13 protein-coding genes are annotated in these 14,252 nt (G+C 74.1%); 1 reads left to right on the top strand and 12 read right to left on the bottom strand.

From position 1 onward, the window contains the following. Positions 1-194: 194 nt before the first annotated feature. The 5 genes from IG86_RS0102340 to bldG all read right to left on the bottom strand — a co-directional run bounded on the left by IG86_RS0102340 (position 195) and on the right by bldG (position 6,144). Entirely contained in the window at positions 195-1,709 is a 1,515-nt protein-coding gene (locus IG86_RS0102340; protein WP_030817510.1) for a DUF7059 domain-containing protein, read from the bottom strand. Between the two features lie 135 nt (positions 1,710-1,844). Next, on the bottom strand, positions 1,845-2,411 hold the full coding sequence (locus IG86_RS0102335) for a hypothetical protein (protein ID WP_030648192.1): 567 nt from the start codon (positions 2,409-2,411) through the stop codon (positions 1,845-1,847). A gap of 162 nt (positions 2,412-2,573) precedes the next feature. Then, positions 2,574-4,982, bottom strand: a complete 2,409-nt coding sequence (locus tag IG86_RS0102330) for a sodium-translocating pyrophosphatase (RefSeq protein WP_030817509.1) — start codon at positions 4,980-4,982, stop codon at positions 2,574-2,576. Positions 4,983-5,239: 257 nt separating this feature from the next. Then, positions 5,240-5,680, bottom strand: coding sequence for an ATP-binding protein (locus IG86_RS0102325; RefSeq protein WP_030817508.1), 441 nt, complete (start codon positions 5,678-5,680; stop codon positions 5,240-5,242). Between the two features lie 122 nt (positions 5,681-5,802). Further along, on the bottom strand, positions 5,803-6,144 hold the full coding sequence (gene bldG, locus IG86_RS0102320; protein WP_030028781.1) for an anti-sigma factor antagonist BldG: 342 nt from the start codon (positions 6,142-6,144) through the stop codon (positions 5,803-5,805). 81 nt (positions 6,145-6,225) lie between these two features. Here bldG and IG86_RS0102315 point away from each other — a divergent pair, with 81 nt between their 5' ends. Further along, a complete protein-coding gene (locus IG86_RS0102315) occupies positions 6,226-8,703 on the top strand; it encodes a DEAD/DEAH box helicase (protein WP_078848100.1) in 2,478 nt (825 codons plus the stop codon). Positions 8,704-9,051: 348 nt separating this feature from the next. On the opposite strand, the gene IG86_RS0102310 is transcribed toward IG86_RS0102315, so the two are convergent. From IG86_RS0102310 to ssd, 7 genes are read right to left on the bottom strand one after another with little or no spacing between them, the layout of a single operon-like run. Beyond that, entirely contained in the window at positions 9,052-9,480 is a 429-nt protein-coding gene (locus tag IG86_RS0102310) for an Rv3654c family TadE-like protein (RefSeq protein WP_063761486.1), read from the bottom strand. Then, positions 9,477-9,824: a TadE family type IV pilus minor pilin gene (locus IG86_RS0102305; RefSeq protein WP_167751124.1), complete on the bottom strand. Its 348-nt coding sequence runs from the start codon at positions 9,822-9,824 to the stop codon at positions 9,477-9,479. Before IG86_RS0102305 ends, IG86_RS0102310 begins: the two co-directional genes overlap by 4 nt. Positions 9,825-9,849: 25 nt before the next feature. Then, on the bottom strand, positions 9,850-10,047 hold the full coding sequence (locus IG86_RS0102300; protein ID WP_030648173.1) for a DUF4244 domain-containing protein: 198 nt from the start codon (positions 10,045-10,047) through the stop codon (positions 9,850-9,852). A gap of 47 nt (positions 10,048-10,094) precedes the next feature. Continuing rightward, positions 10,095-10,868 (bottom strand): type II secretion system F family protein, encoded by a 774-nt coding sequence (locus IG86_RS0102295; protein ID WP_030817503.1) that lies wholly within the window; start codon positions 10,866-10,868, stop codon positions 10,095-10,097. Further along, the gene (locus tag IG86_RS0102290; protein ID WP_234316054.1) at positions 10,868-11,752 is read right to left on the bottom strand and encodes a type II secretion system F family protein; all 885 of its coding nucleotides are present in this window, start codon (positions 11,750-11,752) and stop codon (positions 10,868-10,870) included. Before IG86_RS0102290 ends, IG86_RS0102295 begins: the two co-directional genes overlap by 1 nt. After that, entirely contained in the window at positions 11,749-12,897 is a 1,149-nt protein-coding gene (locus tag IG86_RS0102285) for a TadA family conjugal transfer-associated ATPase (protein ID WP_030817501.1), read from the bottom strand. The genes IG86_RS0102290 and IG86_RS0102285 overlap by 4 nt, the downstream gene beginning before the upstream one ends. Continuing rightward, positions 12,894-14,090, bottom strand: a complete 1,197-nt coding sequence (gene ssd / locus IG86_RS0102280) for a septum site-determining protein Ssd (RefSeq protein WP_030894250.1) — start codon at positions 14,088-14,090, stop codon at positions 12,894-12,896. Before ssd ends, IG86_RS0102285 begins: the two co-directional genes overlap by 4 nt. Between the last annotated feature and the right edge of the window lie 162 nt (positions 14,091-14,252).

The raw sequence follows: 14,252 nt of genomic DNA, 5'->3' as shown, positions 1-14,252 counted from the left end.
CGCGCTCCCGTCCAGGCCTGCGGAGCGGCCCCGAACAGCGGGAACACGGCCCCGGCGAAGATCGCCGTACCGCCTTCCGTGCCGCTCCCCCTCACCCCCGGGCCGCTCTCGGGCTCCCCCCGGACCCCGCTGTCCGGCACACTGCCGGACCCCGGGGTACGCCGGGCGAACCCCGGGTTACATCCCGGTGCCGGCTACTGCCCGGGGCGCGTCACGGGCTCCAGGAAGCCCTGCTCGACCAGCAGCCGGATGGCCTCCGGGGTCCGGTCCCGCAGCACGACGGGGTCCTCCTGCATCAGCTGCGCGATCGCGTCCAGGATCCGCCCGGCGCTCAGTGAGCCGTCACACACTCCCGCGAAGCCCGCGCCGACCGTGTCGACCTTCGTGGCGCGCCGCATTCCGCGGTTCTGCCGGAGCACGACGTGTTCCGGGTCCTCCGCGCCGGGCGGGCCGACCTGCTCCTGGACCACTTCCTCCACCAGCGTGAAATGGGCCTCCAGGAGGGCGGCGTCGTCGTGCTCGCGCAGGTAGTCCTGGCGGGCGAAGTGGGCGAGCACGGCATCGCCGAGCGGCTGCTCCACCGTGTGCGGCCACTCCTCGACCACGATCGAGGGCTCGGCCGCGTCCGTCCGGCGCAAGGTGATCCATCCGAAGCCGACCGACCTGGTCTTGCGGGCGTCGAACTCGTCCAGCCAGTCCTCGTACCGCTGGGCGTACTCGGCGGGGTCGGTGCGGTGGTCGCCCGCGTCGCGCAGCCACAGCTCGGCGTACTGCGTCACGTCCTGCACGTCACGCTGCACGATCCAGGCGTCACAGCCGCGCGGCACCCAGGAGCGGAGCCTGTCGTGCCAGTCCTCGCCCTCCACGTGCTGCCAGTTGCCGAGGAACTGCGCGTACCCGCCGGGGTTGAGCCGCGCGCCCGCCTCCCGGACCAGGGTCCGGCACAGGTCGTCGCCGCCCATCCCGCCGTCGCGGTACGTCAGCCGGGCGCCGGGGGAGATCACGAACGGCGGGTTCGACACGATCAGGTCGTACGTGGCCTCGCCGACCGGTTCGAAGAGCGAGCCGGTGAGCAGCTCGGCCGCCGGTGCCCCGGAGAGCGCCAGCGTCAAACGGGTGAATCCGAGGGCTCTGGGGTTGACGTCGGTGGCGGTGACCCGCGTCGCGTGCCGGGTGGCGTGCAGCGCCTGGATGCCGGATCCGGTGCCGAGGTCGAGGGCGGAGCCGACCGGGATGCGCACGGTGATCCCGGCCAGGGTGGTGGAGGCGCCGCCGACGCCGAGGACGACGCCCTCCTCCCGGCTGCCGATCCCGCCGGCCCCGCCCACGGCGCAGCCGAGGTCCGAGACGATGAACCAGTCCTCGCCGTCCGGGCCGCCGTACGGGCGCACGTCGACGGTGGCGTGCACCTCGTCGCCCTCGCGCCGCAGCCAGCCGTCCGCGAGCGCGGCCTCGACCGGCATCGCCGACGCGGCGTGCACGTACGGCACGGGCTGCTGGAGCAGGAACAGCCGGACCAGGGTCGCGAGCGGTCCGTCGCCGCCGCCCCGGGTGGCGCGCAGGGCGGGCACGGTCTCGCTGCGGGCGAGCGCGGCGTAGGCGGGGGCGCCGAGCAGGTCGAGCAGCCCGTCGGCGGTGAAGCCGGCGGCCAGCATGGCGCTGCGGAGCTCGGCGGCATGGTCGGGAGTGGGGAGGCTCGTGGTACTCACGCGTCCATTGTGTCCGCTGGGGCCCGTACTACGGCTCACCGCGGGCCCGTACGCACGAAAGGGCGGCCGCGGCCCCCTCACGGGAGCCCGGCCGCCCGGGTCTTCCTACAGCGCTACGCGCCCCTGCGGGCCGGGCTACTTGGGCGATGCCGAAGGCGCCGCGACCTGGCAGCCCTTCTGGCTGTTGATGGCCTTGTCCAGGCCGCCCTCGTTGAGCGTGGCGAGCGCGTCCTGGCCGCCCTTCGTCGCCGCTTCCAGCCCGCCCGCGACCTCCTTGAGGCCGTCGGCGAACTTCGTCTGGTCCGCGGGGTCGAGGGTGTCCATCTTCGCCTTCAGGTCGGCGTACCCCTTGGAGGTCGACTCGAAGCCCTTGACCGCCGCGGCCTGGGTCGTGGCGCCGTCCTTGACGGGCGGCACCCCCGCCTGCTGCAGGGCGCTGCCCATCGTCTTGTACGACTCCGACATGGTCGCGAAGGCCGCCGCGTCCGTCTGCTTGACCTCGTCGGGCTTGCTGCTCTCCGTCGCCACCCGCTTGATGTCGGCGTTGGCGGTCTCGATCTTCTTGAGTTCGGGCTGCCACTGGTCGCAGACCTTCTTGGCCCAGGCGTTGGCCTTCTCGTCGCCGTCGTCTCCGCCGCAGCCGGACAGGACGAGCATCAGCACCGCACTGCCCGACAACGCGGCCGCAAGCTTCTTGTTCACCGGATTGGTCCCTTCGAAGGCTCTCGGCCCGGAAGATACACGCCCGCCATCCGGGGACGCAGAAAGGCGGACAGACGGCGCGTCAGTCCGCGCCGCCTGTCCGCCGTTCGGGCGCACGGCCGGCCCTGCCCGGCCCGGCCCGTCCTCGGGTCGGTTCCTCGGTCAGGAGACCGTCGCCGGGTCTGCCGACTGGGCCACCCGCTCGGCCGTCCCGTCGCTCTCGTCGCTCTCGTCGCCCACGGCGATGCCGCGGCGCTTGGAGACGTACACCGCGCCGATGATGACGCCGATCGCGAGGACAGCGACGATCGCCCGTACGGTCGGGCTGGTGTCCGCGCCGTAGCTGAACTGCACGACGGCGGGCGCGATCAGCAGTGCCACCAGGTTCATGACCTTGAGCAGCGGGTTGATCGCGGGACCGGCGGTGTCCTTGAACGGGTCGCCGACCGTGTCGCCGATGACGACCGCCTCGTGGGCCTCGCTGCCCTTGCCGCCGTGGTGGCCGTCCTCGACCAGCTTCTTCGCGTTGTCCCACGCGCCGCCGGAGTTGGCGAGGAAGACCGCCATCAGCGTGCCCGTGCCGATGGCGCCGGCGAGGAAGGACCCGAGCGCGCCCACGCCGAGGCTGAAGCCCACCGCGATCGGCGTCAGGACGGCGAGCAGGCCGGGCGTGGCGAGCTCGCGCAGCGCGTCCTTGGTGCAGATGTCGACGACGCGCCCGTATTCGGGCTTCTCGCTGTAGTCCATGATCCCGGGGTGCTCGCGGAACTGGCGGCGCACCTCGTAGACCACCGAGCCCGCGGAGCGGGAGACCGCGTTGATGGCGAGGCCGGAGAACAGGAAGACCACGGCCGCGCCCAGGATCAGCCCGACGAGGTTGTTGGGCTGTGCGATGTCCAGGCTGAGGTTCATCTCCCCGGCCTTGGCCCCGACCTCCTTGACCGCGGTGGCGATCGCGTCGTTGTACGAGCCGAAGAGCGCGGCGGCGGCGAGCACGGCCGTGGCGATGGCGATGCCCTTGGTGATGGCCTTGGTGGTGTTGCCCACGGCGTCCAGGTCGGTCAGGACCTGGGCACCCGCGCCCTCGACGTCCCCGGACATCTCGGCGATGCCCTGGGCGTTGTCGGAGACGGGTCCGAAGGTGTCCATGGCGACGATGACGCCGACGGTGGTGAGCAGGCCGGTGCCGGCCAGGGCCACCGCGAAGAGGGCGAGCAGGATCGACGTGCCGCCGAGCAGGAACGCCCCGTAGACGCCGAGGCCGATGAGCAGCGCCGTGTAGACGGCGGACTCCAGGCCGACGGAGATGCCGGCGAGGACGACGGTGGCCGCGCCGGTCAGGGAGGACTTGCCGATGTCCCGGACGGGACGGCGGTTGGTCTCGGTGAAGTAGCCGGTGAGCTGCTGGATCAGGGCCGCCAGCACGATGCCGATGGCGACTGCGACGACGGCCAGGACGCGCGGGTCACCGGAGTGGTTGGCGATGGCCTCGTTGTCGACGCCGACGAGGTCCGCGTAGGTGGCCGGGAGGTAGGCGTAGACGGCGATCGCGACCAGCACCAGGGAGATCACGGCCGAGATGAAGAAGCCGCGGTTGATGGCGGTCATGCCGCTGCGGTCGCTGCGGCGCGGGGAGACCGCGAAGATGCCGATCATCGCGGTGACGACGCCGATGGCGGGCACGATCAGCGGGAAGGCGAGGCCCAGGTCGCCGAAGGCCGCCTTGCCGAGGATGAGCGCGGCCACGAGGGTGACGGCGTAGGACTCGAAGAGGTCGGCCGCCATTCCGGCGCAGTCTCCGACGTTGTCGCCCACGTTGTCGGCGATGGTCGCGGCATTGCGCGGGTCGTCCTCCGGAATGCCCTGTTCGACCTTGCCGACCAGGTCGGCGCCGACGTCGGCGGCCTTGGTGAAGATTCCGCCGCCCACGCGCATGAACATCGCGATCAGGGCGGCGCCGAGACCGAAGCCCTCCAGGACCTTGGGGGCGTCGGCGGCGTAGACCAGGACGACGCAGGAGGCGCCGAGGAGGCCGAGGCCGACGGTGAACATGCCGACCACGCCACCCGTGCGGAAGGCGATCTTCATCGCCTGGTGGGAGACCTCGGTCAGGTCCTTGGCGGGCTCCCCCTCGGCCGGGGTGGCCCGGCGCGCCGCAGCTGCGACGCGGACGTTGGCGCGGACCGCCAGGCGCATGCCGATGTAGCCGGTGGCCGCCGAGAAGATGGCGCCGACGAGGAAGAAGGCGGAGCGTCCCGCCCGCTGGTTCCAGTCGTCGGCGGGGAGCAGGAAGAGCAGGAAGAAGACCACGACGGCGAAGATGCCGAGGGTGCGCAGCTGTCGGCCGAGGTAGGCGTTGGCGCCTTCCTGGACGGCCGCGGCGATCTTCTTCATGCTGTCGGTTCCCTCGTCGGCGGCGAGGACCTGGCGGACCAGGATCTGCGCGACGACGAGTGCGGCGAGTGCCACGGCCGCAATGACCATCACGATGAGCCGATTGTCATCGGTGAGTACTGCGGATGCCAGATCAGTGGTGCTATCCGGCGCGAGAGGGGTGAAGAGCCCCGTCATTCGTCCTCCTTGACGTGATGAGCTCAAGATGTGGACGGATTGTAGGGAGCGCGCCCCGATCAAAACAGTGCGCAGGAAACGCAATTGGCGTGCTCCTGCTCCTCAGCAATAGATCGCGTCACTCCATTACCCCCGAAAGTAGTAATGGGGCAAAGGCATTGACGGATGCTCATTGATCTAGAGGAATGAAAAAGGCCCTGCTCAGCAGGGCCTTGATAAAGATCAGAAGATAGGAGGGTTTGTGCGCGCCATTGATCTCAGGGAAGGTCGGAGGACCCCGAGACGGGCCAGCTCATCCGGATGGTCCCGCCCGATTCCCCACTGGTCACCTCGACGTCGTCGACGAGCCCGCTGATCACCGCGAGACCCATCTCGTCCTCGGTGTCCCCGTCGGAGTCCTGGACCGCGGCCAGGCCGGACACGGTCTCGGCCGGACTCCCGCCCGGGCCGGGGACCTCGTCGCCGACCTCGATGGAGAACGACTTGTCCTCTTCGGTCAGCACCACCCGGACGGGTGCGGTCAGGCCGTTGGTCCGGTGGAGTCCGACGGCACGCGAACAGGCCTCGCCCACGGCGAGGCGGACCTCGTCGAGGACGGCTTCCTCCACGCCGGCCCTGCGCGCCACGGCGGCCGCGACCAGGCGGGCCGTCCGGACGTGTTCGGGCTGGGCGCTGAAGCGCAGTTCAACGGTGGCCATGCGCGTCCCCCTCGGACTACGGGCGTGCCTTGACAGGGGCCCGGGCCATCCATGGCCCGGAACCCCCGCTCTCCTTGTCGGCCCCCAGCTGCCCGGAGACTGCCGGGGGCCGCCTGGAGCCGTCAGTCGGTGGCGTTGACGGCGTCGTCCACCGTGGTGTGGATCGGGAACACCTTGGTCAGACCGGTGATGCGGAAGATCTTCAGGATGCGCTCCTGGTTGCACACCAGGCGGAGCGAACCCTCGTGCGCGCGGACGCGCTTGAGGCCTCCCACGAGCACACCAAGTCCGGTGGAGTCGAGGAAGTCCACTCGCTCCATGTCGACGACCAGGTGGTAGCTGCCGTCGTTCACCAACTCGACCAACTGCTCGCGCAGCTTGGGCGCGGTATACACATCAATCTCGCCACCGACCTCCACGACCGTACGGTCGCCGACAGTGCGAGTCGACAGGGACAGGTCCACGGATCCTCCAGCACCTTGCTATCGAGCGGCGCCCCCCAGGGGCCTCCCCACCCGAAGGTAGGTGAGGGATTGGCTGCCGCAATGGCATTCAATCACTTACCGGCAGGCGCGCACGACGCCTTCCGACCATTGTCCCGCACGCCGGTGACACACTCGGTTCCGATGGCCAACACTCACGGTCCCGGACGGCCCACGGCAGACGCGGACTCCCGACCCACCCCCGGCACGGTCCTGGACCGCCTGTCACGGGGGCCTTTCCGCTCTGCGCGCATCACCCATACGGAGCACTTGCCCCCTCGGGAGGGCCGTCATGCAGTCTGGCCCGACCGCATCCGAACGGATGTAGTAGCCGCCATCCAGTCCGCCGGGATCGGCCATCCGTGGGAACACCAGGCCGCGGCCGCCGAACACGCCCTGGACGGAGAATCCGTGGTCGTGGCCACCGGCACCGCCTCGGGCAAGTCCCTGGCCTACCTCGCGCCCGTGCTCTCGGCCCTCGTGGACGGCGCCCAGGCGCCGAACGGCAGGGGCGCGACCACCCTGTACCTGGCCCCCACCAAGGCCCTGGCGGCCGACCAGCGGCGCGCCGTACGGGACCTGGCCGCCCCGCTGGGCAACGCCGTCCGCCCCGCGGTCTACGACGGGGACACGCCCTTCGAGGAGCGCGAATGGGTGCGCCAGTACGCCAATCACGTCCTCACCAACCCCGACATGCTGCACCGCGGGATCCTCCCCGCCCACCCCCGCTGGTCCTCCTTCCTGCGCGCCCTGCGCTACGTGGTGGTCGACGAGTGCCACACCTACCGCGGCGTCTTCGGATCCCACGTGGCCCAGGTGCTGCGCCGCCTGCGGCGGCTGTGCGCCCGCTACGGCTCGCACCCGGTGTTCCTGCTGGCCTCCGCCACCGCCAGCGACCCGGCGGCCGCCGCCTCCCGGCTGACCGGCGTACCGGTGATCGAGATCACCGACGACGCCTCACCGCGCGGCGAGCTGGTCTTCGCCCTCTGGGAGCCCCCGCTGCTCACCGAGCTGCGGGGCGAGAAGGGCGCTCCCGTACGCCGTACGGCCACCGCGGAGACCGCCGACCTGCTGACCGACCTGGTGCTCCAGGGGGTCCGTACGGTCGCCTTCGTGCGCTCCCGGCGCGGCGCCGAGCTGATCTCCGTGATCACGCAGGAGCGCCTCGCGGAAGTGGACCGGTCCCTGCCCCGGCGGGTCGCGGCCTACCGGGGCGGCTACCTGCCCGAGGAGCGCCGGGCCCTGGAGCGGGCCCTGCACTCCGGAGAGCTGCTGGGGCTGGCCGCCACGACCGCCCTGGAGCTCGGCGTGGACGTCTCCGGCCTGGACGCCGTACTGATCACCGGCTACCCGGGCACCCGGGCCTCCCTGTGGCAGCAGGCGGGCCGCGCCGGCCGCTCGGGCCAGGGCGCCCTGGCCGTGCTGATCGCCCGCGACGATCCGCTCGACACCTACCTGGTCCACCATCCGGAGGCGCTGTTCCGCCAACCGGTGGAAGCCACCGTCCTGGACCCCGACAACCCCTACGTCCTCGCCCCGCACCTGTGCGCGGCGGCCGAGGAGCTCCCGCTGACCGACGCGGACCTGGACCTCTTCGGCCCGACCACCGAGGAACTCCTCCCCCAGCTCGAAGCGGCGAAGCTGCTGCGCCGCCGGGCGTCCGGCTGGCACTGGACCCGCCGGGAGCGGGCCTCCGACCTGACCGACATCCGGGGCGGCGGCGGCCGCCCGGTACAGATCGTCGAGGCCTCCACCGGCCGGCTGCTGGGCACGGTCGACGAGTCGGCCGCCCACACCACCGTCCACGAGGGGGCCGTCCACCTCCACCAGGGCCGCACGTATCTCGTGCAGCACCTGGACCTGGAGGGCTCTGCGGCCCTCGTGGAGGCGGCGGACCCGCCCTTCTCCACCACGGCCCGCGACACCACCTCCATCTCCATCCTGGAAACCGAGACCGAGATCCCCTGGGGCTCGGCCCGGCTCTGCTTCGGCTCCGTGGAGGTGACCAACCAGGTCGTGTCCTACCTGCGCCGCAAGCTGATCACCGGCGAGGTCCTCGGCGAGGCCAAGCTGGACCTGCCGCCCCGCACCCTGCGCACCAGGGCCGTCTGGTGGACGGTGACCGAGGACCAGCTCGACGAGGCCCGGATCAACCCGGAGATCCTCGGCGGCGCCCTGCACGCCGCCGAACACGCCTCCATCGGCATGCTGCCGCTGTTCGCCACCTGCGACCGCTGGGACATCGGCGGCGTTTCCGTGCCGCTGCATCCCGACACCCTCCTCCCCACAGTCTTCGTCTACGACGGCCACCCCGGCGGCGCCGGCTTCGCGGAGCGGGCCTTCCACACGGCCCGCGCCTGGCTGACGGCCACCCGCGACGCCATCGCCGCCTGCGAGTGCGAGGCCGGCTGCCCCTCCTGCATCCAGTCCCCCAAGTGCGGCAACGGCAACGACCCCCTCCACAAGCGCGGCGCCATCCGCCTGCTCACCCGCCTCCTCTCCGAAAGCCCCCCTGACGTGTCCGCCCCGGACCGGCCCTAGGGGGCGTCTTTCGGATCCTGCCGGGCCCGCGCTGCCCGGCACCGCGCCTCGCCACGTCGGCGGGGAGCTCCTCCGCCTTGCGAGGCAAGGCACGGCACCGAGGATCCGAAAGACACGCCCCAGCCCCGTCCTGGCCCCAGCCCCGTGCTGAGCCGCGCCCCGGACACCCCCGGGCCGTCCCCGGCAGGCGCCCCTGGCGCCCCCCGGCAGACCCCGGGCCCCGCCCCACCCAGGGCCGCCCCGGACGGGCCCCACGGGACCCCACGGGACCCTGCGGGCCCTTTGCCGCCGCCGCAGCTCCCAGGCGCTGGGAGCTGCGGCGGGCTGCCGGGCCTGCCGCGGGCGGCCCTACGGGACGCTGCGGGCCCCGAGCCGCCCGCGAGCCGGCTGCTCCGGGCGGACTGTCGGGCCTGCCCTGACGGCTCCGCGGGTCCTCGGGGCGGGCGGCTCCCGGGGCGGGCCCGCGCGGGCCCGTATCAGGGGCGCGAAGGGGCCCGCCGCGGCCCGGGCCTCCACCTCGGCGACCTCGCCCCCGAGACGGCACCCGGCGAGTTCCGCGCCCTGCGCCCGGGCCACCCGGAGCGCCGCGGCGCAGGCGGTGTCCGGGCCGTGCGCCCAGGTGGCCGCAGCCGCGAGCGCCGCCAGGTCCGCGGCCGCCGCCGCCCGGTGGCGGGCCACGACGGCCTGGCCGAGCAGCAGCACCCCCGCGAACACCGCCCCCAGCACCGTCGCCACGAGCGCCGCCCAGACCGTGGCCGAGCCCCGGTCCCGGCTCACGGCGGCGGCCCCACGCTGTCCTCGGCGAGTGCCACCGCCTGCGCGCCCAGCCGCAGCGGGATCCCGGCCGGCCCCGGAACGGGCGCCGCCACCCGGACCCGCCAGAGGTCGCCCACCCGCTCCAGCTCCACCCGCGCCCCCGGCGGCGCGGCCTCGCGCGCCGCCGCCACCGCCACCTCCGCGGGCTCCGACCTGGACGCCGCCCGGGCACCGGCCCGGGCCGCGTCCACGCACCGGATCTGTCCGGCAGCCGCCATCAGCGCCCACACCAGCATCGCCGCGAAGAGCACCAGCGCCGGAATCACCAGGGCGGCCTCCGCGGTCACATATCCGCGATCCCGCATTCCCCGGCCTCCCCCTGACGAGCCCTCAGAACGGCACATCGAGCGCCTTCCCGATGGTCGACTGGAGGGCCGTGGCGACGACTTCGCTCGTCACCACCTTGTAGAGAACAGCCGCGAATGCGCAGGCCGCGATCGTGCCCATGGCGTATTCCGAAGTGGACATCCCCGCGTCGCTCCCGCGACCGCCGAGCGCCGTCCGCACACGAAACCAGATGATCCTCATGGCAACCTCCTGTGTATTTCCGTTGTTGATGTGTGGTCAATGCGACTTCAGGTGCTCGAGAGAAGTCCCGAGGCCATACCGATCACCACCGGCGCGACCCCGATCGCGAGAAAAGCGGGGAGGAAACACAGCCCCACCGGGGCGGTGACGAGGACCGCCGCCCGCTGCGCCCTGGCTCCGGCCCGGCGGGCCCGGTCCTCCCGGAGCCCGGCGGCGAGCCGGGACATCGGCTCCGCCGCGGGCGCCCCGGTCCGCGCGGCACGCTCCAGGCAGTCGGCGAGTGCCCGGGCACCCGGTATCTCCGCCAACCTCCCCCACCCCGAGCCCGGTTCACCGCCGAGCCGCAGCTCCGCCCCGGCGCTCGCGAGCCGCTCGCCCACCGGCCCGCCCAGCGACTCGCCCACCACCTCCGCGGCCTCCACCGGCCCGGCGCCGGCCGCCAGGCACGCGGCCAGCAGGTCGGCGGCGAACGGCAGCTGGCGCTCCGCCTCCCGATGGTCCACCCCGGCCGGCGGCCGCGGCCGGGCCCGCCGGCGCAGCACCCCGACCGCGACCAGGCAGCCGGCGGCCACCCCGGCCACCCCGCCGACGAGCACCCAGCCCGCCAGCAGCGCCCCGGCCGGACCGGCCCACGCCACCACCGCATCCCGCAGCGCGGCACCGGACACCGGCCCGCGAGACCGCAGACGCGTCCCCAGCACCGCGGCGGTCCTGCGCCGGAGGGCGCGCGCCCTGACCCGTGCCACCACCGCCGACACCGTCCACAGGGCCGCCACCAGGCTCAGGACCATCCCCAGCCTGTGGACGGAGGATCCGGCCATCACCGCTCACCCGCCCGGACGATCCGCCGGCACCACAGCAGTCCCATCGCCTCCAGCACCCCGCCCGCCAGCAGACAGCCCCACCCCATCGGCGTGTGCAGCAGGACCCGCAGCGGATCCGCGCCCAGCCCGGTGCCGATCAACAGGCCCACCAGCGGCAGCAGGGCGAGCACCAGCACCGTCGACCGCGCCCCCGCCAACTGGGCCCGCAGCGACTCCTGCCGGTCCCGTTCGGCCCGCAGGGCCCCCTCCAACCGGTCCAGCCCGGCGGCCAGTCCCGCTCCGCCGTCCACCGACACCCGCCAGCAGGCGGCCATCCCGGCCAGTCCCTCCGCGCCGGGCTCCCGCGCCGCCTGCCGCAGCGCCCCGGGCACGTCCCCGCCGAACGCCGCGGCGGCCAGCACTCCCGCCTCCGCCGCACCCGGCCCGCCCGGGCCCGCGGCCGTCCGCCGTATCGCCGCCGTCAACGCCTGCCCGGGCTGGGCCCCGGCCCGCAGCTCGCCCACCGCCGCCCCGCACAGGGCCACCACCTCGGCGGCCCGCGCGGACCGGGCCCGCTCGCGCGCCCGCGCCCGGAGCCACCGCCGCACCAGCGGCACCGCGGCCCCTCCCGCCAGCAGCGGGAACACCGACCCGCCCAGGAGCGCGATCAACAGCCCGGCCGCGAGGCAGGCCCACTCCCGCCACCGCACGGCCCGCACCCGCACGGCGCCCAGCAGCAGCTCCCGGCGCGGCGGCCCGCACACCGGCGGCCTCCCCCCGCCGACGAGCACCACCCGGGCCCGCCGGGACACCCGGTCGCACCCGGCGATCCCCCAGGCGGCCGCGCCCGCGCACAGCACTCCCGCGAACAGCGGCAGCGGCAGCCCCGCCCCGGCGCTCACCGGACACCTCGCAGCAGCGGACGCAGCCGGTCCCAGCCCTGCTCCCGCACGAAGCCCCGGGCGGCCCACCGCAGCGCGGGTACGGTCACCACCAGTCCGGCGGCGTCCCGCTCCAGCACGTGCACCTCGGCCACCCGGCGCCGCCCCTCCCGATCCCGGACCAGGTGCAGCACCAGGGTCAGCGCGGCGGCCAACTGGCTGTGCAGGGCGCCCCGGTCGAGCCCGGCGGCCGTCCCCAGCGCCTCCAGCCGGGCCGGGACATGGGCGGCGGCATTGGCGTGCACCGTGCCGCAGCCGCCCTCATGGCCGGTGTTCAGGGCGGCGAGCAGGTCCGCGACCTCGGCGCCCCGCACCTCGCCGACCACCAGCCGGTCGGGCCTCATCCGCAGCGCCTGCCGGACCAGATCCGCCAGGGTGACCAGACCGGCCCCTTCCTGGTTGGCCGGCCGGGTCTCCAGCCGCACCACGTGCGGATGGTCGGGTCGCAACTCGGCCGAGTCCTCGGCGAGCACGATCCGCTCTCCCGGGCCCACCAACCCCAACAGGGCACTGAGCAGGGTGGTCTTGCCGGTCCCCGTCCCACCCGAGACGAGGAACGACAGCCGGGCCTCGACCATCTCCCGGAGCAGCCGCTGCCCGCCGGGCGGCAGCGTGCCCGCCGCGACGAGCTCCTCCAGCGTGAACGCCCGCGGCCGCACCACCCGCAGCGAGAGACAGGCCGAGCCGACCGAGACCGGCGGCAGCACGGCATGCAGCCGTGTGCCGTCGGGCATCCGGGCGTCCACCCACGGGCGGGCGTCGTCGAGACGGCGACCGGCCACGGCGGCCAGGCGCTGGGCGAGCCTGCGCACGGCCCCCGCATCGGCGAAGGTCACGCGGGTCAGCTCCAGCCCGCCACCGCGGTCCACCCACACCCGGTCGGGGGCCGCCACCAGCACGTCCGTCACCTCCGGGTCGGCCAGCAGCGGCTCCAGCGGCCCCGCGCCGACCAGTTCGGAACGCAACTCGGCGGCCGCGCCGAGCACTTCCTCGTCACCCAGCAGCCGGCCCTGTGCGCGCAGGGCCGCCGCCACCCGCGCCGGGGTCGGCTCCGCCCCGCTCTCGGCGAGCCGCCTGCGCACCGCGTCCAGGAGCACCGCGCTCATACCGGCACCCCCTGGGCGGCGCCGAGGGCCCGCTGCCAGAAGCCGTCGCAGAAACGGGCCAGGGCGCCGCGCGCCTGCGACCCCGGCGGCTCCCCTTCGGCCACCCGCCCCGGAAGTCCCACTTCGACCGGCACCTCACCGGCCAGCGGTGCCCCCAACAGCCCGGCCACGTCCTCCGGATCGAGACCGCCGGGGCAGCGGCCCCGTACGACGACGCGGACGTCCCGGGCCACCATCCGCACCCCGGCGGCCACCCGGCCGGCCGCGGCCACCGACCGCAGCTCGCCGGGCACGACCATCAGCACCAGGTCGAGCTGGGACAGCACCTCGGCCACGGCTTCGTCCACCCGGCGCGGGAGGTCGACCACGACGACGCCGCCCCGTCGGCGCGCCGCGGCGACCACCGAGCGGACGGCGGCGGGCGGCACGACCACCCGGTCCCCCCGGTCCCAGCTGAGTACCCGCAACGCGTGCAGTTCGGGCAGGGACTCCTCCAGCGCTCCGGCGCCCACCCTCCCCCGGGAGGCCGCGAAGTCCGGCCAGCGCAGTCCTTCGGCGCCCTCGCCGCCGAGCAGCACGTCCATGCCGCCGCCGAGGGGATCACCGTCGATGAGCATGGTCCGCTCGCCGGCGCGGGCGGCCCGGACGGCGAGGGCGCAGGCGAGGGTGGAGGCGCCCGCCCCGCCGCTGCCTCCGATCACGCCGACGGCGAGTGCGGGCCGTCCGGCCCCTTCGACGACGTCGGCGATCCGGTCCACGAGCCGGCTCTCGGCATCGGGGAGGCGCAGCACCTCCTCGGCGCCGATCTCCACCGCCCGCTGCCACACGAGGGGATCGTCGAGGTCCCGGCCGACGAGGAAGACCCCGGCCCGGCGCGGAGCGCCCCGCACGCGTCGCGCGGCGTCGTCCCCGACCAGCACCAGCGGGGCCGACTCCCAGCCAACTCCCGTATCATTAAAGCCAGTTGGGTAAACCGGCACATCGCCCCCGCTTCCGGCGGGGGCGGCCTCCGCTTCCGCGGCCTCGCCGCCGCGCCCCGGCGCCGCGGCGAGCACGTGCGGATCGGCCCCCGCCGCCGCGCACAGCCTCAGCAAGTCGTCGAGCAGCAGGGGATCTTCGGTGATGATCAGCGGCCGGCGCCCGGTGGGCGCGTCCGCGGCGGCCCCCGCGGCCGCTCCCCCCGTCCCCGCCACCCCTCCGGTCGACACGGTCTTCGGCGTTTCGCACGACTTCGATCGAGCCACGATCTCCGCCCCCTTCTCACTGCAAATCCCAGCACCGCGGACTTCGCGGCTGGAATCACCGTGCAGCGATCCGGAAAAAGAAGTGGATCTTGCCCAATAACTGTGGACAAC

It is taken from the genome of Streptomyces virginiae (assembly GCF_000720455.1).
GTDB lineage: Bacteria > Actinomycetota > Actinomycetes > Streptomycetales > Streptomycetaceae > Streptomyces > Streptomyces virginiae.
Note: the sequence above shows the minus strand (reverse complement) of the source record. Positions and strands in the feature narration are given on the sequence as shown.

Bases quoted from the DNA above. Each gene is read 5' to 3' on its own strand.
- IG86_RS0102330 (WP_030817509.1), bottom strand. From the start codon at position 4,982: ATGACGGGGCTCTTCACCCCTCTCGCGCCGGATAGCACCACTGATCTG.
- IG86_RS0102325 (WP_030817508.1), bottom strand. From the start codon at position 5,680: ATGGCCACCGTTGAACTGCGCTTCAGCGCCCAGCCCGAACACGTCCGG.
- IG86_RS0102315 (WP_078848100.1), top strand. From the start codon at position 6,226: ATGGCATTCAATCACTTACCGGCAGGCGCGCACGACGCCTTCCGACCA.
- IG86_RS0102305 (WP_167751124.1), bottom strand. From the start codon at position 9,824: ATGCGGGATCGCGGATATGTGACCGCGGAGGCCGCCCTGGTGATTCCG.
- IG86_RS0102300 (WP_030648173.1), bottom strand. From the start codon at position 10,047: ATGAGGATCATCTGGTTTCGTGTGCGGACGGCGCTCGGCGGTCGCGGG.
- IG86_RS0102295 (WP_030817503.1), bottom strand. From the start codon at position 10,868: ATGGCCGGATCCTCCGTCCACAGGCTGGGGATGGTCCTGAGCCTGGTG.
- IG86_RS0102285 (WP_030817501.1), bottom strand. From the start codon at position 12,897: ATGAGCGCGGTGCTCCTGGACGCGGTGCGCAGGCGGCTCGCCGAGAGC.